At 75.2% G+C, this 23,915-nt stretch carries 18 protein-coding genes; 12 read left to right on the forward strand and 6 right to left on the reverse strand.

Annotated elements, in window-relative coordinates:
• The first annotated feature begins 66 nt into the window (after nucleotides 1-66).
• The 6 genes from NRO40_RS30760 (at nucleotide 67) to NRO40_RS11155 (ending at nucleotide 9,014) form a co-directional block, all read left to right on the forward strand.
• The gene (locus NRO40_RS30760) at nucleotides 67-1,401 is read left to right on the forward strand and encodes an FtsK/SpoIIIE domain-containing protein (RefSeq protein ID WP_408057083.1); all 1,335 of its coding nucleotides are present in this window, start codon (nucleotides 67-69) and stop codon (nucleotides 1,399-1,401) included.
• Nucleotides 1,402-1,954: 553 nt separating this feature from the next.
• On the forward strand, nucleotides 1,955-3,331 hold the full coding sequence (locus NRO40_RS11135) for an ABC transporter substrate-binding protein (RefSeq protein WP_058944349.1): 1,377 nt from the start codon (nucleotides 1,955-1,957) through the stop codon (nucleotides 3,329-3,331).
• 4 nt (nucleotides 3,332-3,335) lie between these two features.
• Nucleotides 3,336-4,733 carry a carbohydrate ABC transporter permease gene (locus NRO40_RS11140; protein WP_058944350.1) on the forward strand — a complete coding sequence of 466 codons (1,398 nt, stop codon included), beginning with the start codon at nucleotides 3,336-3,338 and terminating at the stop codon, nucleotides 4,731-4,733.
• A 79-nt stretch (nucleotides 4,734-4,812) separates the two neighbouring features.
• On the forward strand, nucleotides 4,813-5,757 hold the full coding sequence (locus NRO40_RS11145) for a carbohydrate ABC transporter permease (protein ID WP_079047384.1): 945 nt from the start codon (nucleotides 4,813-4,815) through the stop codon (nucleotides 5,755-5,757).
• A gap of 183 nt (nucleotides 5,758-5,940) precedes the next feature.
• On the forward strand, nucleotides 5,941-6,540 hold the full coding sequence (locus tag NRO40_RS11150) for a hypothetical protein (protein WP_232791222.1): 600 nt from the start codon (nucleotides 5,941-5,943) through the stop codon (nucleotides 6,538-6,540).
• Nucleotides 6,541-6,749: 209 nt separating this feature from the next.
• Nucleotides 6,750-9,014: a bifunctional glycosyltransferase/CDP-glycerol:glycerophosphate glycerophosphotransferase gene (locus NRO40_RS11155; protein WP_079047385.1), complete on the forward strand. Its 2,265-nt coding sequence runs from the start codon at nucleotides 6,750-6,752 to the stop codon at nucleotides 9,012-9,014.
• A 161-nt stretch (nucleotides 9,015-9,175) separates the two neighbouring features.
• Here the strand turns inward: NRO40_RS11155 and NRO40_RS11160 are convergent, their stop codons facing one another.
• From NRO40_RS11160 to NRO40_RS11175, 4 genes are read right to left on the reverse strand one after another with little or no spacing between them, the layout of a single operon-like run.
• Complete coding sequence (locus NRO40_RS11160) at nucleotides 9,176-10,819, reverse strand: glycosyltransferase family 2 protein (protein WP_058944353.1); 1,644 nt, start codon at nucleotides 10,817-10,819, stop codon at nucleotides 9,176-9,178.
• The gene (locus NRO40_RS11165; RefSeq protein ID WP_058944354.1) at nucleotides 10,816-13,056 is read right to left on the reverse strand and encodes a CDP-glycerol:glycerophosphate glycerophosphotransferase; all 2,241 of its coding nucleotides are present in this window, start codon (nucleotides 13,054-13,056) and stop codon (nucleotides 10,816-10,818) included. The genes NRO40_RS11160 and NRO40_RS11165 overlap by 4 nt, the downstream gene beginning before the upstream one ends.
• Before the next feature lie 45 nt (nucleotides 13,057-13,101).
• Nucleotides 13,102-14,652 carry a bifunctional glycosyltransferase/class I SAM-dependent methyltransferase gene (locus NRO40_RS11170; RefSeq protein WP_058944355.1) on the reverse strand — a complete coding sequence of 517 codons (1,551 nt, stop codon included), beginning with the start codon at nucleotides 14,650-14,652 and terminating at the stop codon, nucleotides 13,102-13,104.
• Nucleotides 14,649-15,935: a glycosyltransferase family 39 protein gene (locus NRO40_RS11175; protein ID WP_058944356.1), complete on the reverse strand. Its 1,287-nt coding sequence runs from the start codon at nucleotides 15,933-15,935 to the stop codon at nucleotides 14,649-14,651. The genes NRO40_RS11170 and NRO40_RS11175 overlap by 4 nt, the downstream gene beginning before the upstream one ends.
• A 246-nt stretch (nucleotides 15,936-16,181) precedes the next feature.
• On the opposite strand from NRO40_RS11175, the gene NRO40_RS11180 reads away from it, so the two are divergent.
• The 3 genes from NRO40_RS11180 to rfbD are packed head-to-tail and all read left to right on the forward strand — an operon-like array spanning nucleotide 16,182 to nucleotide 19,116.
• On the forward strand, nucleotides 16,182-17,252 hold the full coding sequence (locus tag NRO40_RS11180) for a glucose-1-phosphate thymidylyltransferase (RefSeq protein WP_058944357.1): 1,071 nt from the start codon (nucleotides 16,182-16,184) through the stop codon (nucleotides 17,250-17,252).
• Nucleotides 17,249-18,235, forward strand: a complete 987-nt coding sequence (gene rfbB / locus NRO40_RS11185) for a dTDP-glucose 4,6-dehydratase (RefSeq protein WP_058944358.1) — start codon at nucleotides 17,249-17,251, stop codon at nucleotides 18,233-18,235. The genes NRO40_RS11180 and rfbB overlap by 4 nt, the downstream gene beginning before the upstream one ends.
• Nucleotides 18,232-19,116 (forward strand): dTDP-4-dehydrorhamnose reductase, encoded by an 885-nt coding sequence (gene rfbD / locus NRO40_RS11190; protein ID WP_058944363.1) that lies wholly within the window; start codon nucleotides 18,232-18,234, stop codon nucleotides 19,114-19,116. The genes rfbB and rfbD overlap by 4 nt, the downstream gene beginning before the upstream one ends.
• Here rfbD and NRO40_RS11195 read toward each other — a convergent pair.
• Complete coding sequence (locus tag NRO40_RS11195) at nucleotides 19,097-19,708, reverse strand: dTDP-4-dehydrorhamnose 3,5-epimerase family protein (protein WP_058944359.1); 612 nt, start codon at nucleotides 19,706-19,708, stop codon at nucleotides 19,097-19,099. The two genes, rfbD and NRO40_RS11195, sit on opposite strands and share 20 nt — an antisense overlap.
• Nucleotides 19,709-19,855: 147 nt before the next feature.
• Nucleotides 19,856-20,473, reverse strand: coding sequence for a TetR/AcrR family transcriptional regulator (locus tag NRO40_RS11200; RefSeq protein WP_232791220.1), 618 nt, complete (start codon nucleotides 20,471-20,473; stop codon nucleotides 19,856-19,858).
• 286 nt (nucleotides 20,474-20,759) lie between these two features.
• On the opposite strand from NRO40_RS11200, the gene NRO40_RS11205 reads away from it, so the two are divergent.
• From NRO40_RS11205 to NRO40_RS11215, 3 genes are all read left to right on the forward strand, one after another.
• Nucleotides 20,760-21,635, forward strand: a complete 876-nt coding sequence (locus NRO40_RS11205) for an ABC transporter permease (RefSeq protein ID WP_058944364.1) — start codon at nucleotides 20,760-20,762, stop codon at nucleotides 21,633-21,635.
• Entirely contained in the window at nucleotides 21,628-22,395 is a 768-nt protein-coding gene (locus NRO40_RS11210; RefSeq protein WP_058944361.1) for an ABC transporter ATP-binding protein, read from the forward strand. Before NRO40_RS11205 ends, NRO40_RS11210 begins: the two co-directional genes overlap by 8 nt.
• Before the next feature lie 123 nt (nucleotides 22,396-22,518).
• On the forward strand, nucleotides 22,519-23,751 hold the full coding sequence (locus tag NRO40_RS11215) for a glycosyltransferase 87 family protein (protein ID WP_232791221.1): 1,233 nt from the start codon (nucleotides 22,519-22,521) through the stop codon (nucleotides 23,749-23,751).
• The last annotated feature ends 164 nt before the right edge of the window (nucleotides 23,752-23,915 follow it).

Genomic DNA, 23,915 nt, shown 5'->3' on the forward strand with positions numbered 1-23,915 from the left:
GCGCTGCCGCGGTCGTCGCGCCTCCTCGACGAGTTGGAACTGGCCCGGGCCACGCCCGCGTCGCTGATGGCCCGCTGGGCGTCCGCGCCGGACGGTACGGCGGTGTTGGGCGCCGGTCCGCGCGGCCCGGTCCGGGTGGACCTGACGGTCGAGGGCCCGCACCTCCTGGTGGAGGGCCCGGCGGGCAGCGGCCGTACGGAGCTGCTGCGCGCGGTCGCCGCCTCGCTGGCCGCGGGGTCCCGCCCCGACCGGCTGGGGCTGCTGCTGGTGGACGGCGCAGGCGGGGAGCGCGGCGACGGGCTCGGCCCGTGCACGGACCTGCCGCACGTCACGGAGCACCTGGTCGCCTCCGACCCGGTACGGATGCGGGCCTTCGCCCAGTCGCTCGGCGCGGAGCTGAAGCGCCGGGCCGAGCTGTTGGGGTACGAGGACTTCACGGACCGGTACACCAGCCCCGAAGGCCGGCCCGAAGGTCGAACGGGCGAACGGCAGAGCGAGTGGTTCGGCGACCAGCCGGGCGAGCGGCCGGGCGAACGACAGGGCGAACGACAGGGCGAGTGGTTCGGCGAGCGGCCGGGCGAGCGGTCCGAGCCGGGGCGGTCCGGCGAGCGCACGCACCCCGGGGTGCCCGGGCAGCCCGGGCCGGCCGGCCCGACGCGGCCGCCCGGGCCCACGGGGCAGGCCGGACGGCCGCGGCAGACCGGCCCGGCAGTGCCGGCGGGCCGGCCGCCGGGCGAACGGGCGCTGCCGGAGCAGCGCGGCGCGGAGGCGCGAACCCCGGCGGCCGGCGGCCCGCCCCGGCCGCGCGCCGCCGGGCGGGCGGCCGACCCCGCCGGGAGCGAGGCGCCCGCGCCGCTCCCCCGCCTCGTCGTGCTGGTCGACGACTACGACGCGCTGGTCGCCCCCGCGCTCGGCAGCCCGGGCCGGCCGGCGGCCGGTTCGGTCGTCCGGGCGCTGGAGGCGGTGGCGCGGGACGGCGAGCGGCTGGGCGTCCACCTGGTGGCGTCCTCGGCGAGCCCGGAGCGCACGGCGGACACGGAGTTGGCCCGCCGTGCGCGGCTGCGGGTGGTGCTGGACGCGCCGCCGGTGGCCCCGGGGCCGGACGACCCCGCTCCGGGCCGGGGGCGGTTGGGCCACCCCGACGGGCGGGTGACGCCGTTCCAGGCGGGCCGGGTCACCGGGCGCATCCCGCGCACGGCGACGCTGCGGCCCACGGTCGTCCCGCTGGAGTGGGAGCGCATGGGCGACCCGCCGGCCCGCCGCCCCCTGCGGGAGCTCGGCAACGGCCCGACGGACCTGGCCCTGCTGGCGAGCGCGCTGGACCGGGCGGCCCGCTCGGTCGAGGCGCTCCCGGTGCCGCCGCTCGCCCCCACCTCCGGCACGGCGGGCACCGCGCGGTGACGCGCGCGGGCCCCGGCAGCCACGGATCGGCTGCCGGGGTCCGCCCTCGTCACGTGCGCGGAGATCGACCCGAGCGGGGTACCGGCACAGGCCCCGGACCGGCACCCCGCCCCTCCGGCCCCCGGCACTCCGGCACCCGACCGGCACTCCGGCACCCCGGCCCCCGTCGCCCGCACGGGCCCCCGCACCCGCACGGGCGACATCACCGGCCGGAGCGCGTCGACGCGCGCCCGGAGCCGTCAGCAGCGTGCGCCGGCGTACCAGGCGTTGGTGGAGACGCCGGCCAGGCCGAGCTTGTGTTCACCCGGCAGCGCGTCGCCGCGACCGGAGGGGAACTTCGGCTCGGACCGTCCTCATCGTCGGGCCCGGGCCACCGCCCCCCGAAGCCTTTCGAATTTCCTCGAAGCGTCAGGACGGCGCGACACGCCCATGACGGCACGTCACGAGCCCATCACGATCGGGGAGGACGGGCGGAAGGCGGTATTGCGGGGCCCCCGCACCCGGCGTAGACCAGATCACAAGGGACGACGCACACGGGAGAGACGGGGCAGTGATGCGGACAACTGCGCGCATGCGCAAGGCCGTCGCGGTCGTCGCCGCCACGGGGGCCCTCGCCCTCGCGCTGGCGGGCTGCGGCGGGAACGACGGGGACGGGGACGGCCCGTCCGGGGGCGCGAGCACCACCGGGCCGGCGGAGACGGTCCGGTTACCGAAGCTGGAAGGCCAGACGCTCCAGGTCGTCGCGGTGTGGACGGGGCCGGAGCAGGAGGCGTTCACCAAGGTGCTGAAGGAGTTCGAGAGGCGCACCGGCGCGCGCGTCTCGTACGTGCCCACCCAGGACGCGATGCTCAACTACATCGGCACGAAGATCGCCGGTGGTGCGCCGCCCGACGTGGCGATGCTCCAGCAGGTGGGCGCCCTCCACCAGGCGGTCGAGCGGGGCTGGGCCAAGCCGGCGGACGCCGCGACGAAGGCGCAGCTCACCCGGAACTACTCCCGTGGCTGGCGGGACCTGGGCGCGGTCGAGGGCACGCAGTACGGCGTGTACTTCAAGACCGCCAACAAGTCCCTCGTCTGGTACAACACCGCCGTCTTCGAGAACGCGGGCGCGTCCGAGCCGAAGACGTGGAAGGAGTTCCTCGCCACCGCCGAGACGATCTCCGCCTCCGGCGTCACGCCCGTGTCCATCGGCGGCGCGGACGGCTGGACGCTGACGGACTGGTTCGAGAACGTCTACCTGTCGCAGGCGGGCCCGGAGAAGTACGACCAGCTGGCGAAGCACCGCATCAAGTGGACCGACCCGTCCGTGGCCCGGGCGCTCGGGACGCTCGGCGAGCTGTTCGGCCGGCCGGAGCTGATCGCGGGCGGCGCGGCCGGGGCGCTCCAGACGGAGTTCCCCGCCTCGGTGACGCAGACGTTCACCGGCGGGGACGCGCCCAAGGCGGCCATGGTCTTCGAGGGCGACTTCGTGTCGATCAACATCGCCCAGACGGAGGCGAAGGTCGGTACGGACGCGAAGGTCTTCCCGTTCCCGGCCGTCGGCGACGGCGAGGCGCCCGTCGTCACGGGCGGCGACGTCGCGGTCGCGCTGACGGCCAAGCCGGCCGCGCAGGCGCTGCTGACGTTCCTCGCCTCCCCCGACGCGGCGGCCGTCTGGGCGGGCGAGGGGGGATTCCTGTCGCCGAACAAGTCGCTGGACCCGGCCGCGTACCCGAACGACGTGCAGCGCTCCATCGCGAAGGCGCTGATCGCCGCCGGCGACGACTTCCGCTTCGACATGTCGGACCAGATGCCGCAGTCCTTCGGCGGCACGCCCGGCAAGGGCGAGTGGAAGGCGCTGCAGGACTTCCTGAAGAACCCGAAGGACATCGCGGGGACGCAGGCACGGCTGGAGGCCGACGCGGCCAAGGCGTACAAGAGCGGGGGCTGACGCCGTGGCCACCGTCCCCCCGCCCGGCACCGCTCCCCCGCCCGGTGACGCCCTCCCGCCGCCCGCCGGCCCGCCCGGCGCGCCGCGGCGGGGGTCCCGGCGGGGCTCACGGAGGGGCGTCGCCGGGACCCGCGGTCTCGTCGCGGCGGGCTTCCTGCTCCCCGCGCTGGCGCTGCTGGGCGCGCTCGTGGTCTACCCGATCGGGTACTCGGTCCAGCGGTCCTTCTTCGACCGGTCCGGCGCGGGCTTCGCCGGCCTGGACAACTACGTCGAGATCTTCACCGACGACACGATCATGACGGCCGTGCGGAACAACGTGGTCTGGGTGGTCGTCGCCCCGGCCGTGGCCACGGCACTCGGCCTGATCTTCGCCGTCCTCACCGAGCGGGTCCGCTGGGGCACCGCCTTCAAGCTGGTCGTCTTCATGCCGATGGCCATCTCGATGCTCGCCGCGGGGATCATCTTCCGCCTCGTGTACGAGCAGGACCCGGACCGGGGTGTGGCGAACGCGGTGTGGGTCGGCGTCCACGACACGTTCGCCGAGTCGGCCGGGTACCCGAAGGCGCGGCCGCTCCCGGTCCACCCGCTGGAGGCGGCGGGCGGCGGCGCCTTCGTCACGGAGGAGCCGGTACGGGCCGGGACGCCCGCGCGGCTGCCGCTGGTCGGCGTGGCGCCCGCGAAGATGCCGGACGACGCCCGCCCGGCGCGCGAGCCCGCCGCGGAGCCGGGGAAGGTGACCGGTACGGCCTGGCTGGACTTCAGTCGCGGCGGCGGGGGCACGGCGAACACCGTCGACCCCCGGGAGCTGGGGCTGAAGGGGCTGACGATCGAGGCGGTGAAGGACGGTCGGGTCGTCGCCACGGCGAAGGCGGCGGCGGACGGCTCGTTCACCCTGCCCGCGGCGGCGGACGGCGCGCTGCTGCGCCTGCCGGAGTCGAACTTCCGGGAGCCGTACAGCGGCGTCGACTGGCTGGGCCCGACCCTCGTCACGCCCGCCGTCATCGGCAGCTACGTGTGGATGTGGGCGGGCTTCGCGATGGTCCTCATCGCGGCGGGCCTCGCCGGGCTGCCGCGCGAGCTGCTGGAGGCGGCCCGCGTGGACGGCGCCAACGAGTGGCAGGTGTTCCGCCGCGTGACCGTGCCGCTGCTCGCGCCGGTGCTCGCGGTGGTGCTGGTGACGTTGATGATCAACGTGCTGAAGATCTTCGACCTGGTCTTCATCATCGCGCCGGGCTCGGTCCAGGACGACGCGAACGTCCTGGCGCTCCAGCTGTACCGCTCGTCGTTCGGCACCGACGCCCACCTGGGCGTGGGCAGCGCCATCTCGGTCCTGCTGCTGCTGTCGGTGATCCCCGTGATGTTCTTCAACGTCCGGCGCATCCGGAGGGAGACGCGGCGATGACCCACTCCTGCCGGGGGTCCGGGGGTCGCCCCCCGGGCACACACAGCAACGTCCGGCGCATCCGGAGGGAGACGCGGCGATGACCTCTCATGACGCCCCGGCGCCGGCCCCGTCCGCGGCCCCGCCACCTGCCCCCGCACCCGCCTCCGCCCCGGCCCCGTCGCCGCGGCCCGCCCCCCGGATGGCCGCGCGGGTCGTGTCGCGGTTGGCCGGTGGGGCCGTGCAGGTGTTCCTGGTGGTGGTGGCCCTGTTCTGGCTGATGCCGACGGTCGGGCTGCTGCTGTCCTCGCTGCGCTCGCCCTCGGACATCAACGCCAGCGGCTGGTGGCGGGCGCTGACCGCGCCGGCGCAGCTGACGGCCGACAACTACGCGGCGATCCTGCGCAACGAGACGATCACCGACTCGCTCCTCTCCACCGCGCTGATCACCGTTCCGGCGACGGTGCTGGTCGTGCTGATCGGCTCGTTCGCCGGGTACGCCTTCGCGTGGATGGAGTTCCCGGGCCGGGACTGGTGGTTCCTCGCGGTGGTGGGGCTGCTGGTGGTGCCGGTGCAGGTGGCGCTGGTGCCCGTGTCGAAGCTCTTCGGCGAGGTCGGCATCTTCGAGACGACGCTCGGCGTGGTGCTGTTCCACACGGCCTTCGGGTTGCCCTTCGCCATCTTCCTGCTGCGCAATTTCTTCGCGGAGATCCCCCGGGAGCTGCTGGAGGCGGCCCGGCTCGACGGGGCGGGCGAGATCCGGCTGTTCGCCCGGGTGGTGCTGCCACTGGGCGGTCCGGCGATCGCGTCGCTCGGCATCTTCCAGTTCCTGTGGGTCTGGAACGACATGCTGATCGCGTTGATCTTCGCCGACTCGGACTCGCCGCCGATCACGGTGGCGCTCCAGCAGCAGGTCCGCCAGTTCGGCAACAACATCGACGTGCTCGCGCCGGGCGCGTTCGTGTCGATGGTGATCCCGCTGGCGGTGTTCTTCGCGTTCCAGCGGCAGTTCGTGTCGGGGGTGATGGCCGGCGCGGTGAAGTGAGGGCCGGGCGGGCCGCGTCGGGGCCCGGCACCGCAACCGCGCGCCGGGCTCGGCGCGTCCCCCCTCCGTACGCGCCACCCCTGTCGGACGCGAAGGAGTCGGGCCACGGTCACGCGAGGCGGAGCGGCGGACGCCGGGCGCGGGAGTTCCGGGTGCCTGGCGTTCGTGGTCGTGGTCGCCGTGATGCTCGGCCTCGGGTACGGGGCGTCGAAGCTCTTCGGCGACGACGGGGGCGGTTCCTCCTCCGCGTCCCCGTCGTCGTCCGCGTCGCCGTCCGCGCCGGCCGCCGGCGGCCCGGGCGGGTCGTGGGACGTGGGTGACTGCGGCGGCCCCGACCCGGACGACCGGCCCGACGGCTACCGGGCGTTCGACTGCGAGGACCCGGGGGCGACGTTCAGCGCGCTGAAGGTCATGCCGGCGAGCTTCCTGCCCGGCTCCGTGCAGTGCCCGGCCGGGACGGACCTGATCATCCGGGTGAGCGTCTCGTACGGCGGCGACCCCGACAAGGGCGGCGGCATCCCCACCAAGACCGTCTGCGGCCGCAACCTCTCCGGCGACCACCCCGGCGACGCGGGCGCCGGCGGCGGGCAGCTGGTGAAGGGCGACTGCGTGACGTCCACCGCCCAGGAGGTGGCCTGCGCCTCCGGCGGGTCCGGCACGTACCGGGTGCTGGGCCTCGTCGAGGGCAAGGAGAACTGCCCCGCCGGCACGACCGAGCCGATGGGGCTGACCCTGGCCATCGGCCGGCCCTACGACGTCATCTGCGCCGCGCCCCACGCCTGAGCCGCCGCCCCGGGCCGCCCCGCCTCCGCGGGGGGTTGACGCGCCAAGTGGCCCCGGAGGCGCTGGACTGACACCCGGTCACGTCCCGTACCCGCGCCACCACCCCGCCCGCGCGGCCGTCGGCCGGTGATCGCGGGGGCGGCGCCGGGGACGTCCCCCGGATGCCACGCGCCGCGTAACCCGGTCGGTCCATCGGGCGTTGCCGGGCCATGCCCCGGTTCAGCGTCATCGTCCCCGCGTACAACGTCCAGTCCTATCTGCACGCGTGCCTGGAGTCGGTGCTCTCGCAGTCGTTCGAGGACTTCGAGCTCATCGCCGTGGACGACTGCTCGCCCGACGGGAGCGGTGCCGTCATCGACGAGTTCGCCGCCCGGGACGGCCGGGTCCTCGCCCTCCACCTCCCCGGGCACCGCGGGCTCGGACCCGCGCGCAACGCCGGTCTCGACCGCGCCACCGGCGACTACGTGCTGTTCCTCGACGGCGACGACACCCTCGTGCCGGGGGCCTTCCGGGCGATCGCCGACCGGCTGGAGGAGACCGGCTCGCCGGAGGTCCTCGTCTACGACTACGCCCGCACCTACTGGTCCGGGGAGACCGTCGGCCACGAGTTCCGCCGCCACCTCGCCGAGACCGGGCCCGTGCCGTTCACCCTCGACGACCGGCCCGGGCTGCTGCACGTCCTGATGGTGGTGTGGAACAAGGCGTACAAGCGGGAGTTCCTGGCGCGGGAGGGGTTCCGCTTCTTCCCCGGCTTCTACGAGGACACGCCGTGGACCTACCCGGTGCTGATGACCGCGCGGTCCCTCGCCACGCTGGACCGGGTCTGCGTCCACTACCGGCAGCGGCGCACCGGGAGCATCCTGCGCACCACCTCGCGGCGGCACTTCGAGATCTTCGACCAGTACGACCGGCTGTTCGCCTTCCTCGACGCGCGGCCCGACCTGGAGCGGTGGCGGGCCCCGCTGTTCCGGCGGATGGCCGACCACTTCACGTCCGTGTTCACCGCGCGCGGCCGGCTGCCCCGGGGCACCCGCGCCGCGTTCTTCCGCCGCGCCCGCGCCCACTACCGGCGCTACCGCACGCCCGGCCCCGCGCCGAAGGTCACCACCCGGCTGCGGCACGCGCTGGTCCGGCTGGGGGCGCACCGCGCCTTCCGGGCGATCATCGCCGCGCGGGGCCTGCGGACGCGCGCCACCCTGCGCGGCCGGGCCGTGCTGCGCGGGCTGCGCGCGGCGCTCCTGCAGGTCCACTACCGGATCCAGCTGCTGCTGCCGGTCCGGCCGGGGCACGCCGTGTTCAGCGCGTACTGGAACCGGGGGTACGCCTGCTCCCCCGCCGCCCTGGAGCAGCGCGTGCGGGAGCTGGTGCCAGGGATGCGCACGGCCTGGGTGTGCGCCCCCGAACACGCCCACACCCTGCCGCCGGGCCCGCGCCCGCTGCGGCCCGGCACCGCCGCCTACTGGACCGCGCTGGCCCGCTCCCGGTACCTGGTGAGCAACGTCAACCTCGACCGGCGGCTGGTGAAGCGGCGCGGCCAGGTGCTGGTGCAGACCCAGCACGGCACGCCGCTCAAGCACATGGGCCTGGACCTGCGGCACCGGCCGGCGGCGGGCGGCTCGACGGACTTCGCCGAGCTGCTGCGGTCCGTCGACAAGTGGGACTACCTGGTGTCCGGCAACCGGCACTCGACGACGGTGTTCGAGCGGGTCTACCCGGCGGCGTACCGGACGCTGGAGTACGGCTCGCCGCGCACCGACGTGTTCCACCGGGCCACCGCCGAGGACGTCGCCGCCCTGCGCGCGGCGCTCGGCGTCCCCGAGGGCCACACGGCGGTCCTGTACGCGCCGACGCACCGCGACTACGTCACGCCGCAGCCCCGTCTGGTGGACCTGGAGCGGGTGGTGACGGCGCTCGGGCCGCGCTTCACGCTCCTCGCCCGCAGCCACCCGACCCACGGCGACCCGGGCCGGTTCCCCGAGCACCCGCGGATCCTCGACGTGTCGGGCCACCCGTCGGTGGAGGAGCTGTGCCTGGCCTCCGACGCGCTCGTCACGGACTACTCGTCGATCATGTTCGACTACGCGGTCCTCGACCGGCCGATCGTGCTCCACACGGAGGACTGGGAGGCGTACCAGGCGGCCCGGGGCACCTACTTCGACGTGCGGGACTGCCCGCCGGGCGCGGTCGCCCGCTGCGAGGACGAGCTGATCGGCATCTTCGCGACCGGCCACTGGCGCGGCTCCCGCTCGGCGCAGCTGCGCGCCGCGTTCCGGGCGCGGTTCTGCCCGTACGACGACGGGCACGCCGCGGAGCGCGTGGTGCGGCACGTGTTCCTCGGCGAGCCCCCGGAGGCGCTGCCGGCGGTCGTCCCGCCGGGAGAGCGGCGGCCGGCGCCCGCGCCGGGGACGCCGCCCGGCGCGGGCGGCCCGCTGGTCCCGCAGCGGACGGGGGCCGGGTCGCCCGCCGTCCCCTGACGCCCGACGTCCCCTGACGCCCGACGCCCCTTGACGCCCGACGTCCCCTGACGCGCCGGGCCCGTCGCCGGACGGCCGTCGGGCCGGTCGCCGCGCCCGTCGCCGGGCCGGTGCGTCAGCCGGCGCACCGCGCCCGGGCGCGGCGCACCGCGGCCTTGCCGTCAGCCGTGGAGGAGCGCCCGGGCCGCGCGGCGTACCGGGCCCCGCTGCGCGACCGGGCCGAGCAGTCGCCCGACCAGACCGCGCGGCTCCCAGCGGATCTGGAGGCGGCCCGCGTCGCGGCCCTCCGGCTCCACCGTGACGCGGTGGTTCCCCGGCCCCGGCACCGTGAACGGCGCGAAGTGGAGCGGTGCCAGCAGGACGCCGGTGTTCGCCGCACCGTCCTGCGCGAGCTCCAGCACCGGGTGGCGCACGCCCCGGAAGCCGTACGCGGGCAGGGCGACCGCCGCGAGGTCCAGGCGCAGGTGCCCCTCGTGGACGCCCCGGCCCGCCGGGTCCAGGCGCAGCGGCACCGTGGTGCGGCGCCCGGCCGGGGAGAGGTGGACGCGGGCGGGGACCGGGGCGAGCGGCAGACGGCCGCCCGGGTCGTGGGTGCGCACCGTGAGGTCGACGGTGGCACCGGGTCCCGGGGTGACGTCGAGGATCTCGTGGCGGAACCAGGCCGCGTGGAACGGGCAGCCGGTGAGGTCCGCGGCGGTCACGTCCAGGTCGCGGCGGGCCGCCTCCGTCACGGGCACCGCACCGCCCCAGTACACGCGCCCGCCGGCCGTGGTGACCCGGCGGGGGCCGACGCCGTGGGCGAGGCCCCGGGCGGCGCGGCGCGCCTCCACGTACCGGCCCTCGCGGAGCAGCCCGACCACGGCCCGGTCGACCCGCCCGAGCCGGTCGAACGCCGCGGGGGCGAGCCCGGTGACGTACGGGACGACCTCCGCGGCGAAGTCGGTGAGCCAGGCGGTGTCCCGGTGGGGCAGGTCCCCGGCGTAGAGGCGCAGGTCGTGGGCGAGGAACTTGTGGTCCTTCTCCTCGCGCAGCGGGGAGCCGGCGGGGGCGCCGTGCGCGGCGAGGAACGCGTCGATGCGCCGGGCGATCTCGACGCGGTCGCGGACGTTGGCGATGAGGTGGCGGCGGTTGGAGAGGGTCGCCGCGTCGGCGGGGGCGTGCGGGGCGTAGTACCAGCGGTAGACGGGTTCGGTGATGATCCGGAAGGCGCGGGCGAGGGTGTACGCCTGGGCGGAGAACAGCTGGTCCTCGTAGTGCAGGCCCTCGGGGAAGCGCAGGGCGTGCCGGTCGAGGAACTCCCTGCGGTACAGCTTGTTGGTGGACAGCGGCTCGAACAGCAGCCGCGGCTCCTCGGCGAGGCCGTGGACGGTGCGGCGGCGGTCGAAGAGCGACGGCATCCACCTGCCCCGGGCGCCGGTGTCGGTGCGGACGCGTTCGACGGCGCCCATCGTGAAGTCGACGTCGTCCTCGTCGTGCGCGGCGAGGAGCAGTTCGACGGCCTTCGGGGGCAGTTCGTCGTCACTGTCGAGGAACATGACGAACGGCGCGCGGGCCAGGTCCAGGGCGCGGTTGCGGGGGGCGGAGCAGCCGCCGCTGTTGCGTTCCAGGCGCAGCACGCGGACGCGGCGGTCGCGCTCGGCGAGCTCGGCGGCGACCTTCGGGGTGTCGTCGGTGGAGTGGTCGTCGCTGATGACGATCTCGAGGGCGCGGTGGGTCTGGTCGCGTACGGAGGCGACGGCGCGCGGCAGGCGGGCCGCGTCGTCGTGGACGATGACGATCACCGTGACCGCGGGGGTGGTGGTCATCGGCGGGTGGCCTCCTGCGGGGTCGGGGCGGGGGTGCGGCGGTCCAGGGGCAGGACGGGCGGGAGGCTCTCCTCGCCCTCGCCGAGGAAGACGCGGCGCACGACGCGCTCGGCGGCGCGCCCGTCGTCGTACTGGCAGAACCGCAGCCGGAAGTCGTGGCGGAGCTTGGCCGCGGGTTCGCCGGCCCACTCGTCGGGGTCGAGGAGGAGGCGGGTGAGGTCCTCCTGGGAGCGGGCGACGGGGCCGGGCGGTTCGGCGGTGAGGTCGAAGCAGACGCCGCGGGTGGCGGTGTAGACGTCCCAGTCGTCGGCGTGGACGACGATCGGCCGGTCGAGGTTGGCGTAGTCGAACATGATCGACGAGTAGTCGGTGACGAGGGCGTCGGCGGCGAGGAGGAGCCGTTCGACGGGCTCGTAGCGGGTGACGTCGAGGACGCGCGGGTGGCGGGGGACGACGCGGGGCCCGTCGGCGTGGAAGTAGTGGCCGCGGACGAGGAGGACCGTGTCGTCGCCGAGCCGGTCCGCGAGGCGGGCGAGGTCCAGGCGGGGGCGCCAGCGGTCCTCGTGGTCGCGGTGGGTGGGGGCGTAGAGCAGGGCGCGGGCCCCGGGGGCGAGGCCGAGGGCGGCGCGGGCGGCGCGCACGTCGGCGGCGGTGGCCCGGTACAGCACGTCGTTGCGGGGGTAGCCGTAGGCGAGCGTGCGGTAGCCGGAGGGGTAGGCGCGCTGCCAGGTCTCGGTGGAGTGCGCGTTGGCGGAGAGGCTGTAGTCCCAGCGGTCGACGCGGGCGAGGAGCGCCTCGAAGTCCACGCCGCGGGCGACGGCGGGGCGGCCGACCTGGTCGACGCCCATCGCCTTCAGCGGGGTGCCGTGGTGGGTCTGGAGGTGGACGGTCCCGCGGCGCTTGACGACCCGTTCGGGGAAGTTGACGTTGTTGACGAGGTACTTGGCGCGGGCGAGGACGTCCCAGGCGCGGGCGGTGCCGTTGACGGCGTGGTCGGTGCCGGGCGGCAGCAGGGGGACGCGGTCGGGTTCGACGAGCCAGACCTGCCGGATGTCGGGCGCGAGCTCGGCGAGTTCGGCGGCGACGGCGGCCGGGTTGCAGTGGACGCCGCGACCCCAGTAGGCGGAGAAGACCGCGAGGTCCTCGTCGACGGGGCGGCGCAGGGCCCGCCGGTAGCGGAGCCGGCCGCGGGCGCCGGCGGCCCGCCGGAGGTGGCGGGCGCCCGTGGCGCGCAGGGCGCGGCGGCCCTCGTCGGCGAGGCACAGCAGCCGGTGGCACAGGTGGGCGTGGTGGCCGAGGAGCGCGTGGCGGACGCCGTCGGCGCCGGCCGGGCGTCGGTGGCCCTCGGGGCGGAAGCGGGCGGTCTGGTCGGCGGCGCGGCGGAAGTACGCGGCGGCCTCGGCGCCGGTGAACCCGTCGCGCCGGCCGAGCACGGCGAGGTGGTCGTCGACCATGCGGTCGTACAACCGGGCCCGGACCGCGGCCGGGGCGGACACGGCGGCGGCGAGCCGGTGCAGCCGCTCGTACTGGGCGAACACCGCGAAGTGCCGGTCCGGTCCGGCGGCGCGGCGCTGCGCGGGCCGCTCCTGGCGGTGGACGACCGCGGCGGTGTCGCAGCAGGCGACGTGGCGGGCGAGGAGCAGCACGGCGTACGCCAGGTACAGCTCGTCGGGGTCGTCGCCGTCGAGGAGCCCGGGGTGGGCGGTGAGGAGGCCGGCGCGGACGAGGCGGTTGCCGAGGAGGGGCGTCACGTCGAGGAGGTCGGGGCGCCGGGCGGGGCTGGTGGCGGGGGTGCCGTGGCCGCGGGTGAGGACGGGGGCGTCGCCGCCGGGCGCGGCGTCGTCCCGCCAGGTGGCCCGGTGGTGGTCGCAGAGCAGCACGTCGGGCGGCTCGGGGTGGCGGGCGAGGCGGTCGGCGAGGGCTTCGGCGGCGCCGGCGGGCAGCCGGTCGGAGGGGTGGAGGAAGTGCAGGTAGGCGCCGGTCGCCGCCCGGGCGGCGGCGGCGCGGGCGCGGGCGGCCGGGGCCTGCGCGGGGACGGGGACGACGGTGACGCGCGGGTCGCGCAGGGCGTGGGCCTCGGCGAGGGCGCGGGCGGCGGGGTCGTCGCCGGTGCCGCCCTCGGGGGCGGCCACGACGACGTCGAGCCCGGGGTACGCCTGCCGGGTGACGCTGTCGAGGCAGGCGCGCAGGTGGGGCAGCGGGCCCCGGCCGGACACGATGACGCTGAGCTTGAGCATGGGGACGGGCGGTCCTTGTCGGGGGGCGGTGGGGTGGGCGGGCGCTCAGACGGCGACGCGGTCGGCGGGCCGGTCGGTGGGCCGGTCGACGGGGACGAACTGGCGGTTGAGGATGTCCTGGACGGGCACGTGCTGCCCGGCGACGACCGTGCGGGCCGCGTGCGGGGTGAGCTGGGCGACGTACTGGTAGCCGAAGAGGGTGGGCCGGAGCCGGGTGAGGCCCCTGGACAGCAGGCCGAGGAGCCGGGCGAGGGGCCCGCCGCCGAGGACGGACCAGAAGGGGGCGCCGGTCGCGGTGAGGGACAGTTCGTCGTACCCGGCGGAGCGCAGGGTGCGCCGGAGGCTGGCCCGGCTGAAGAAGCGCAGGTGGGTGGTGTCGAGGATGCCGCGCCGGTCGTAGTCGAACAGGCCGAGGGCGATGCGCAGCCGGGCGTACCAGTGGCCGATGTTCGGCACGGACAGCAGGACCAGCCCCTCGGGGCGCAGGACGTCCTGGAGCTGGGTGAGGAGCCGATCGGGCCGGGACAGGTGCTCGATGACGTCGCCGGCGACGACGTAGTCGTAGCCGTCGCCGACCCCCTCGGGCAGGCCCTGCTCCAGGTCGGCGAGGAGGAAGCGGGAGCAGCGGTCGCGCACGCCGTCGACCTCGACGGCGTCGATGCCGGTGACCTGGTGGCCGAGGGCTTCGAGGCGTTCGGCGAAGAGCCCGCCGGAGCAGCCGACGTCGAGGACGCGGCCGGGCGGCAGGCCGCGCAGCCGGTCGAGGAGGAGGGCGTGCGAGGAGCCGTCCCCCTCCTTGAAGGCGTATCCGGCGGGCTGGGGGATCCACTCGCAGGTGCCGAAACCCTTCTTCGCGAGCCGGTACGACAGGACGTCCTTGACGACGTCCTTGGCGTAGCGCAGTCCGTCGACGTAGCAGACCTCGTCGCCGTAGTGGGTGGGGATGGGGATCTCACGGATGCGCAGGCCGGCGTCGGCGAGCTGGACGATGATCTGCGTGTCGAAGTCGAATCCGTCGCTGTTGTGGGCGAGGGGCAGGCGGTCGAGGGCGTCGACGCGGTAGGCGCGGTAGCCGGAGTGGAACTCGCTCAGGTCGGTGCCGAGCAGCCCGTTCTCGACGCGGGTCAGGACGCGGTTGCCGACCCATTTGTACAGCGGCATGCCGCCGCGCAGGGCGTCGCGGGGGTGCATCATGCGCGAGCCGAACACCGCGTCCGCCTCGCCGCGCTCCAGCGGGGCGACGAGCTGCGGGAGGAGTTCGGGGGCGTACTGGCCGTCGCCGTGGAGGAGGACGACGATGTCCAGCCCGCGGCGGGCGGCGAGGGCGTACCCGGCCTTCTGGTTGCCGCCGTAGCCGAGGTTCTTGGTGTGCCGCATGACGACGGTGGGGGGCCGGCCGGGCCGCTGCGACCAGCGGCGGCCGGCGGCGAAGGTGGCGTCCTGGCTGGCGTCGTCGAGGACGAGGATCTCGGCGATCCTCGGGCGGAAGTCGTCCGGGATCCGGTCGAGCGTCCTCTCCAGGGTGGACTCCGCGTTGTACGCCACCACCAGGATGCCGATGCGGGGCGTGCGGCTGGGGCTCTGGCCTTCCGTCACGGGTGCTTCTCCACTCTTGCGGGGCGGGCGGTCTGGTCGGGGGCGGCGGCCGGGGGGTGCGGTCCCGGTGGCGCGGCGGCCGCCGGGCGGGCGGCGGGCCAGGGCCGCGGTTCGGTGCGCGGGCGGGTGATGTCGAGGGGCGCGGCGGTGAGGATCCGGTGGACGCCGACGGCGACGGAGGCACCGAGCAGGGCCCAGCCGAGGGCGCCGAACGCCATCTCGGTGTCGGTCCAGTGGACGGGCCGCTGCATCCCGTAGACGGAGGTCGTGACGCCGCCGACGACGAGGCCGTAGGCGAGGCCGGGCCACAGGCCGATGAGGAACAGGCCGGCGGCGGGCCAGGCGAGGTACTGCACCCCGGAGGCCGTGCTGAGCAGCAGCAGCGTGCCGAGGGTGACGGCGACCGCGACGGGTGTGTCGGCGGGGCGGCGCCAGGCGAGCCAGGCGCCGAGGGTGACGATCGCGGCGACGACGAGGTAGTGGCCGGGGCCGCGGACGAGGGCGATGTACGGCTCGGGGACCTCCGCCCAGCGGGCGAACTGCACGACGCCCCAGAAGCTGAAGTTGCCGCCCGCGTACTCGAGGACGTTCGCCTTCAGCCCGGCCGGCACGGTCGCCAGGACGGGGCCCCACACGGCGAGGAACAGCGCCGCGAAGCCGGCCGTGAAGCGGGCGAAGGCCGGGCGGCCGACCCGCCAGGCGGCGACGAACAGCAGCGGGACGACCACCACGGGGACGAACTTGACGCTGATGCACAGGGCCGCCGCCACACCGGCCGTGGCGAACCGGGCGCGGTCGGCGAGCAGCCAGGCGGCGGCGAGGGCGAACATGACGGCGACGGAATCGGTGTTCCCGTGATAGCCGGACGTTCCGAAGAGGACGGGGCACAGGGCGGCGCCGAGCGCGCACGCCGTGGCCGTCCGCAGGGTTCTCCTGCGCCGTACGACCTCGAACACGAGAAGAACGGTGAGAAAATCCGCGAGACACGCCGGGAAACGGATCATCGGGGCGAACGGAACCCCGATCCCCATGAGTTTCTCCATGGCGAGGAGCATCCAGCTCGCCAGCGGCGGATGGTTGTAGACCGGCAGGTGCGGGAGGGGTTCGGCGTAGATGCGCACGGGTCCCGCCAGGGCGATGGCACGCGCGAATCCATAGAAGAACCGCACGTCAGCGGGGCCCTGTGTGGCGGCGGCGAGCGCCATCTTGGAGAGGAACGCGACCGCCGCGACCCCCAGGACGACGATCCGGGCTTTCCTCGCGTCCCAGGACAGAGACGACATTCGTCCGTACATGGTTGACGAACGTAGCAACGCACCGGGGACGAGCGAAGCACCGATTAACACACTTAATCCGCGCCGAAGTTCCCGGGCGCCTGTCCTGGCCGCGCGGGTGAATTGCCGAATCACACGTATGGCCCATGATCCGACGTAATTCGTGGCGTTCAACTGTCGTTCACAACCTGCCCCTTCTCCGCGGCCCGGCGCGTCGGTCCCGGTCACGTTCCAGATCAGGTCAGGTTGAGTCCAGTGAAAGCACTCGTACTCTCGGGCGGCGCCGGTACCCGGCTCCGCCCGATCACCCACACATCGGCGAAACAGCTCGTGCCGGTGGCCAACAAACCGGTCCTCTTCTACGGCTTGGAGTCGATCGCCGCGGCGGGGGTCCGGGAGGTCGGTCTCATCGTCGGCGACACCACCGAACGGGAGATCCGCGCGGCGGTCGGCGACGGCGCGCGGTTCGGCCTCGACGTCACGTACATCCCGCAGCACGCCCCGCTCGGCCTCGCGCACGCCGTGCTCATCGCCCGCGACTTCCTCGGGGAGGACGACTTCGTGATGTACCTCGGCGACAACTTCGTCGTCGGCGGCATCACCGACCTGGTGGAGGAGTTCCGGGCGCGCCGGCCCGACGCGCAGATCCTGCTGACGAAGGTCGCCGACCCGCGCGCGTTCGGCGTGGCGGAGCTGGACGTCGACGGCCGGGTGGCCCGGCTGGAGGAGAAGCCGGTCAATCCGCGCAGCGACCTCGCCCTGGTCGGCGTGTACCTGTTCTCCCCCGCGGTCCACGAGGCGGTGCGGGCCATCAAGCCGTCGGCCCGCGGCGAGCTGGAGATCACCGACGCGCTCCAGTGGCTCATCGACGCGCGCCGCACCGTGAAGTCGACCATCGTCTCCGGCTACTGGAAGGACACCGGCAACGTGGCGGACATGCTGGAGGTGAACCGGTCGGTGCTGGAGCTGCTGACCCCGCTCAACGAGGGCTCGGTCGACGCGACCACCGAGATCATCGGCCGGGTGCAGATCGGCCCCGGCGCCACGGTGCGCGGCTCGCGGATCGTCGGCCCGGTCGTCATCGGGGCGGGCACGGTGGTGGAGAACTCCTACATCGGCCCGTCCACGTCCATCGCGGAGAACTGCCGGGTGACCGACAGCGAGATCGAGTACTCCATCGTGCTCAGCGGCTCGTCGCTGCTCGGCGTGGGGCGCGTCGAGGCGTCGCTGATCGGCCGTAACGTCGAGATCACCCCGGCCCCGCCCATCCCGGCCGCCCACCGCCTGGTGCTCGGCGATCACAGCAAGGTGCAGATCTCAGCATGAACACCGTGACGCGCATCCTGGTCACCGGCGGCGCCGGCTTCATCGGCTCCCACTACGTGCGCACCCTCCTGGCCGACCCGGCGGCGTCCGTCGAGGTCACCGTCCTCGACGCGCTGACCTACGCCGGCGACCCGGCCCACCTCGACGCGGTCCGCGGCGACCGCCGCTTCGCGTTCGTGCACGGCGACGTCTGCGACGCCGAGCTCGTCGGCAAGGTGCTCTCCGAGCACGACGAGGTCGTCCACTTCGCCGCCGAGTCGCACGTCGACCGGTCCATCGCCGGCGCCGCCCCCTTCGTCCGCACCAACGTCCTCGGCACGCAGACCCTCCTCGACGCGGCGCTGCGCGGCGGCGTCCGCACGTTCGTGCAGGTCTCCACCGACGAGGTGTACGGGTCGGTCGACACGGGCGCCTGGACCGAGGACGCGCCGCTGCTGCCGAACTCGCCCTACGCGGCGTCGAAGGCGGCCGCGGACCTGATGGCGCTGGCCTACCACCGCACGCACGGCCTGGACGTGCGGGTGACGCGCTGCTCCAACAACTACGGCCCGCGCCAGCACCCGGAGAAGGCCGTCCCCCTCTTCACCACGCGTCTGCTCACCGGCGGCCGGGTGCCGCTCTACGGGGACGGCTCCCACGTGCGGGACTGGCTGTACGTGGGCGACCACGTCGCCGGAGTCGAGCTGGTCCGGCGGCGCGGCCGGCCCGGCGAGGTCTACCACGTGGGCGGCGGCACGGAGCTGACCAACCGCCAGCTCGTCGACTTCCTGCTGGCCGCCTGCGGCGCCGACTGGTCCCGCGTCGACCACGTCGCCGACCGCAAGGGGCACGACCGGCGGTACGCGCTGGACGACTCGAAGATCCGCGCCGAGCTGGGGTACCGGCCCCGGACGGACCTCGCGACGGGGCTGGCCGCGACGGTCGCCTGGTACCGCGACAACCGCCCGTGGTGGGAGCCGCTGTGCGGACGGGCCGACCGGTGAGGCGGGTACGGAGGCGGTGGCTGGTCACCGGCGCGGGCGGGCTGCTGGGCCGGGACGTCGTCGCCCGGCTCGGCCCCCGCGCCGTCGGCCTGGACCGGCGCGCGCTGGACGTCACCGACCCCGTGGCGGTGCGGGCGGCGCTCGCGGCGCTCCGGCCGGCGGTGGTGGTCAACTGCGCGGCGTGGACGGCGGTCGACGACGCCGAGACGCACGAGCGGGAGGCGCTGCTCGTCAACGGCACGGCGGCGCGGTACCTCGCGGAGTCCTGCGCCGAGCTGGGGTGCGTCCTGCTGCACGTGTCGACCGACTACGTCTTCGGCGGCGACGCGTGCGTCCCGTACGCCGAGGGCGCCCTGCCCGGCCCGCGCACCGCGTACGGGCGGACGAAGCTGGTCGGCGAGCGGGCCGTCCTGGAGCTGCTGCCGGAGCGCGGGTACGTGGTGCGCACGGCGTGGCTGTACGGGGCGGGCGGCGGCAACTTCGTCCGCACGATGATCGGCGCGGAGGCCGCGCGGGAGACCGTCGACGTGGTCGACGACCAGCGCGGCCAGCCGACGTGGACCGTCGACCTGGCCGACCGGCTGCGGGCGCTGGGCCGGGCCGCGCTGGCCGGGCGGGCGCCCGCGGGCGTCTACCACGGCACGAACGGCGGTGACGGCACGTGGTGCGAGCTGGCCCGCGAGACGTACCAGCTGCTCGGCAGCGACCCGGCGCGGGTCCGCGCGACGTCCAGCGCCGCCTTCCCCCGCCCGGCGGCGCGCCCCGCGTACAGCGTGCTGGGACACGACCGCTGGCACGCGGCGGGGTTGGAGCCGCCGCGTGCGTGGCGGGAGGCGCTGGCGGAGGCGTTCCCCGCGCTGGTCAGTGCCGGGCGAAGGTGACGCCCCGCAGGGCCTCGTACCAGCGCCGGCAGTCCTCGTAGGACGGCAGCAGGCCCCCGCGCTCCGCCTCGGCGAGCGTGGGGGCCGCGGCGTCCCGGGGGGAGAGGAGGGGCGTGAGCCCGGCGGGCCAGTCGATGCCGAGCGCCGGGTCGAGGGGATGGACGGCGTGCTCGCGGGCGGGGGCGTAGCCGCGTGAGCAGAGGTAGACGACGGTGGCGTCGTCGGTGAGGGCCATGAAGGCGTGCCCGAGCCCCTCGGCCAGGTACAGCGCGCGCCGGTCGCGGTCGTCGAGCCGGACGGCCTCCGAGGCCCGGTAGGTGGGCGAGCCGGTGCGCAGGTCGACGACGACGTCGAGCACGGCGCCGCGCACGCACGTGACGTACTTGGCCTGCCCGGGCGGCACGTCGGCGTAGTGGACGCCCCGCAGTGTGCCGCGGCTGGACACGGAGCAGTTCGCCTGGGCGAGGCCCAGCCCGTACCCGGCGGCCTCGGCCAGGTCGGGTGCCCGGAACCACTCGTGGAAGGTCCCCCGGTCGTCCTCGAAGACCTGCGGTTCCCTCACCCACGCGCCTTCGATGCTGAGCTCTCGCACTGGTGGCCCACCGTCCTTTCGTGTCGGCAGACCCAACCGATCGAGCGGCGTCACGTCACCGCGGGCTCCACCGTTCGGGTGAACCGCCGGCACCCTGACGCCGGCGGGTGGTGCTCAGGCCAGAGCCCGGAGGCCGGCGGGTGGTGCTCAGGCCAGAGCCCGGAGGCCGGCCACGGCCGCGGTGGTGAGGTCGTCGAGGTACGCGGCGGTGGGGGCGCCGTCGCGCACCACGACGAGGCGCCAGTACAGGGGGCCGACGATCAGGTCGAGCGCCCGGTCGGCGTCGGCGCCCTCGGGCAGCTCGCCGCGGTCGACCGCCGCCCGGACGACCTGCGCGACGACGCCCCGCTGGCCGTCCAGGAGCGTCGCCCGGACGGTCTCGGCGATCTCCGGGTGGCGGGCGGCCTCCACCAGCAGGTCGGGGATGACCTGCGAGGCGACCGGGTGGCGCAGGGCGTGCGAGGCGACCTCCAGCAGCGCGCGGACGTCGCCGTGGAGGGAGCCGGTCGCGGGGGCGGGCAGCCCCTTGACCGCGAAGGCGGTCAGCAGGTCGAGCACGAGCGACAGCTTGGACTTCCAGCGCCGGTAGACGGCGGTCTTCCCGACGCCGGCCCGCCGGGCGATGCCCTCGATGGACATGCGGGCGAAGCCGACGGCGGCGAGCTCCTCGAAGACCGCCGCGCGGATCGCTTCGGTCACGTCCTCCCGGAGCACGGCGGCTCCCGCGGGGGCGCGGCGGGGGGTTCCGGGGGGCGGTGGCGTCATGCCGGGGATCATAGCGCGGCGCCCGCGTCACGACGGAACGGTTGCGTTCCGACGTACAGGCGTCCTAGTCTCCCCGTAGCGACGATACGGATCCGTCCCGACGAAAGGCGAGCGCCCGGTGAGTCCTGTGAGCACGTTCGCGCCACCCGCCGCGGCCCCGCCGCCCACCGGGCCCGCCCCCGGCGGCTCCGCGACCCCGCGACCTGCCCCGGGCCCGTCCACCGCCCCGGGCGGCTCCGCGACCCCGGACGCCCTCGCCGCCCCGGGCGCCCCGCCGACCTGGCAGCTGCCCGAGGAGGAGCTGCGCGCCCTCGCCCTGCGCCACGGCCTGACCGTGAGCGGCGCCCGCCCCTCCCTCCCCCGGTACGTGCGGCAGCTGTGGGCGCGGCGCCACTTCGTCACCGCCTTCGCGACGGCCCGCCTCACCGCCCAGTACAGCCAGGCGAAGCTGGGCCAGCTGTGGCAGGTGATGACGCCCCTGCTCAACGCGGCCGTGTACTACTTCATCTTCGGCGTCCTGATGAACACCCGCGCGCAGGTCCCGGACTTCGTGCCGTTCCTGGTGACGGGCGTCTTCATCTGGACGTTCACCGCCAACTCCCTGATGGCCGGCACCCGCGCCATCAGCGGCAACCTCGGCCTCGTCCGGGCCCTGCACTTCCCGCGCGCGAGCCTGCCCGTGGCGCTCGCCCTGCAGCAGCTCCAGCAGCTGGTGTTCTCGCTCGCCGCGCTCGTCGTCATCCTGCTGGGCTTCGGCATCACCCCGGGTGCCTCCTGGCTGCTCGCCGTGCCCGCCCTCGCCCTGCAGGCCCTGTTCAACACCGGCCTGTCGCTCGTCCTCGCCCGGGTCGCGGCCCGCACCCCGGACGTCGCGCAGCTCATGCCGTTCGTCCTGCGCACCTGGATGTACGCCTCGGGCGTGATGTTCAGCCTGAACCACGTCCTCGCGGGCCGGGACCTGCCGCACGCGCTGGTCCTCGCGCTCCAGTACAACCCGGCGGCGCTCTACATCGACCTGATGCGCTTCGCGCTCGTCGACAGCTTCACGGCCGCCCAGCTGCCGCCCCACGTGTGGGCCGCGGCCGCGGCCTGGGCACTGGCCGCGGCCGTGGGCGGGTTCATCTGGTTCTGGCAGGCAGAGGAGACCTACGGCCGTGGCTGAGCGCGTCCCGACCGTCGTCGTCGATGGCGTCCACGTGACCTACACCGTGCAGGGCGCGGCGCCCGCCCGCGACGGCGACCGCGGGTCGCCGCTCGGCCGGGTCCTCGCCCGGGGGAAGGCCCGCCCGGCCGCCCGTACCGTGCACGCCGTCAAGGGCGTCAGCTTCGCCGCGTACAAGGGCGAGGCCATCGGGCTGATCGGCACCAACGGCTCGGGGAAGTCCACCCTGCTCAAGGCCATCGCCGGCCTGCTGCCGCCCAGCCGGGGCAGCGTCTACACCCAGGGCCAGCCCAGCCTCCTGGGCGTGAACGCCGCCCTCATGGGCGACCTCACCGGCGAGCGCAACGTCGTCCTCGGCGGGCTCGCGATGGGCATGACCCGCGCCGAGATCAGGGAGCGGTACGCCCGGATCGTCGAGTTCTCCGGCATCAACGACAAGGGCGACTTCGTCTCGCTGCCCATGCGCACGTACTCCTCCGGCATGGGCGCCCGGCTGCGCTTCTCCATCGCCGCCGCCCGGTCGCACGACGTGCTCCTCGTCGACGAGGCGCTGGCCACCGGCGACGCGGCGTTCCGGCAGCGCAGCCAGCAGCGCATCAACGAGCTGCGCGCCGAGGCCGGCACGGTCTTCCTCGTCAGCCACAGCAACTCCACCATCCGCGAGACCTGCGACCGGGCGATCTGGCTGGAGTCGGGGCGGATCCTCATGGACGGCCCCTCCGACGAGGTCGTCGCCGCCTACGAACGGCACGCGCGCTAGGTCGTGTCTTCCGGATCAGCCCGGCAAGATCCGGAAGCAGGCCCCAGGGGTCCGCCGGACCGCCGTCACCCCCTTGCCCGCAATACGGGACGAACCACGCGAACCTGACTTATGTTCGCGGGGATGACCACGTACCGGCTCAGCACCCCGCGTACCCACCGGCACCAGCTCCGCTTCCGGGAGCAGCGCCGGCCGGGTCCCGTTCCCCTCGTCGCCGTCTGGGCCCTCACCCGTGCCGGGATGCTGTGGCTGCTGGCGCACGACACCCTCGGCATCGGCGGCGTCGGCCGCGAGGTCCACGTCCTGTACGAGCACTGGTACGGGCGGCTCGCCCACGGCGTGCTCCCGTCGGACGAGGCCACGTGGCAGTACCCGCCCGGCGCCGCCCTCGCGCTGCTGGCGCCCGGCGCGGTGCCCGGCCTGTCGTACTTCCAGGCGTTCGTGGCGCTCGCCCTGCTCGCGGACGCGGCCGTCCTGCTGCTCCTGTACTGGGCCGGCGGCGCCGGCTCCTGGTACTGGACCTGCGCCCTGCCGCTGCTGCTGCACGTCCCGCTCGCCCGCTACGACCTGCTGGTCACCGCGCTGGCGGTGGGCGCCCTCCTCGCCGCGCCCGCCGGCCGGACCCGGCTCGCGGGCGTCCTGGCGGGGCTCGGCGCCCTGGTGAAGGGCTGGCCGCTGTTCGCCCTCACCGGCACGCCCCCCGGGGCGGCGACCCGCCGCTCCTGGACGGCGGCGCTCGCCACCGGCGTGGGCGGAGCGGCGCTGCTCTCCGTGGTGTTCCCGCACACCCTGGACTTCCTGCGCCACCAGGGCGACCGCGGCGTGCAGGTCGAGTCGGTCGGCGGCACCCTGCTGTCGCTGGCGCACCTCGCCGGGTGGCCGGGTCGCGTCGTCCACCGGTACGGGGCGTTCGAGTTCACCGGCCCGTACGTCGCGGCGGTGGCGGGCGTGTCGCTGGTGCTCACCGGCGCCGTCCTGGTGTGGCTGGTGCTGTGGCGGGTGCGGTCGCTGCACTGGTCGGCGTCGACCCCGGCGGACGCGGCGCTCATGGCGGTGCTGCTCCTCACCGTCACCAGCCGGGTGATCAGCCCCCAGTACCTGGTGTGGCTGCTCGCCCTGGCGGCGGTGTGCCTGACGTTCCGTACCACCACCCAGCGCCCGGTCGCCGTGCTCCTGCTGCCGGCCGCCGCGCTCACCGCGCTCGCCTACCCGCTGCTGTACGTCGACGTCCTGCTGGTCACCCCGGTGGGCTGCGCGGTGCTGCTGCTGCGCAACGGGCTGCTCGTGGCGGCGGCGTTGCTGTCGTGCCGGCGGCTGTGGGAGGAGTCGGCGCCGGACGTGCTGCGCGTGCCGTAGCCGGGGCGTCCCCCCACACGGCGCGTGCCGTGGCCGGCGTTCCCGCGGCGGGGCTGCGTGTGCCGTGGCCGGCGTTCCCCCGCGGCGGGCGGTGCCGTGGCCGGCCGCGGACGAGGGCGGGGCGCCCACCGCGGTGTCGCGGTGGGCGCCCCGTCCGTGGTGCC

Origin of the sequence: Streptomyces changanensis, assembly GCF_024600715.1 — a bacterium.
Lineage (GTDB): Bacteria > Actinomycetota > Actinomycetes > Streptomycetales > Streptomycetaceae > Streptomyces > Streptomyces changanensis.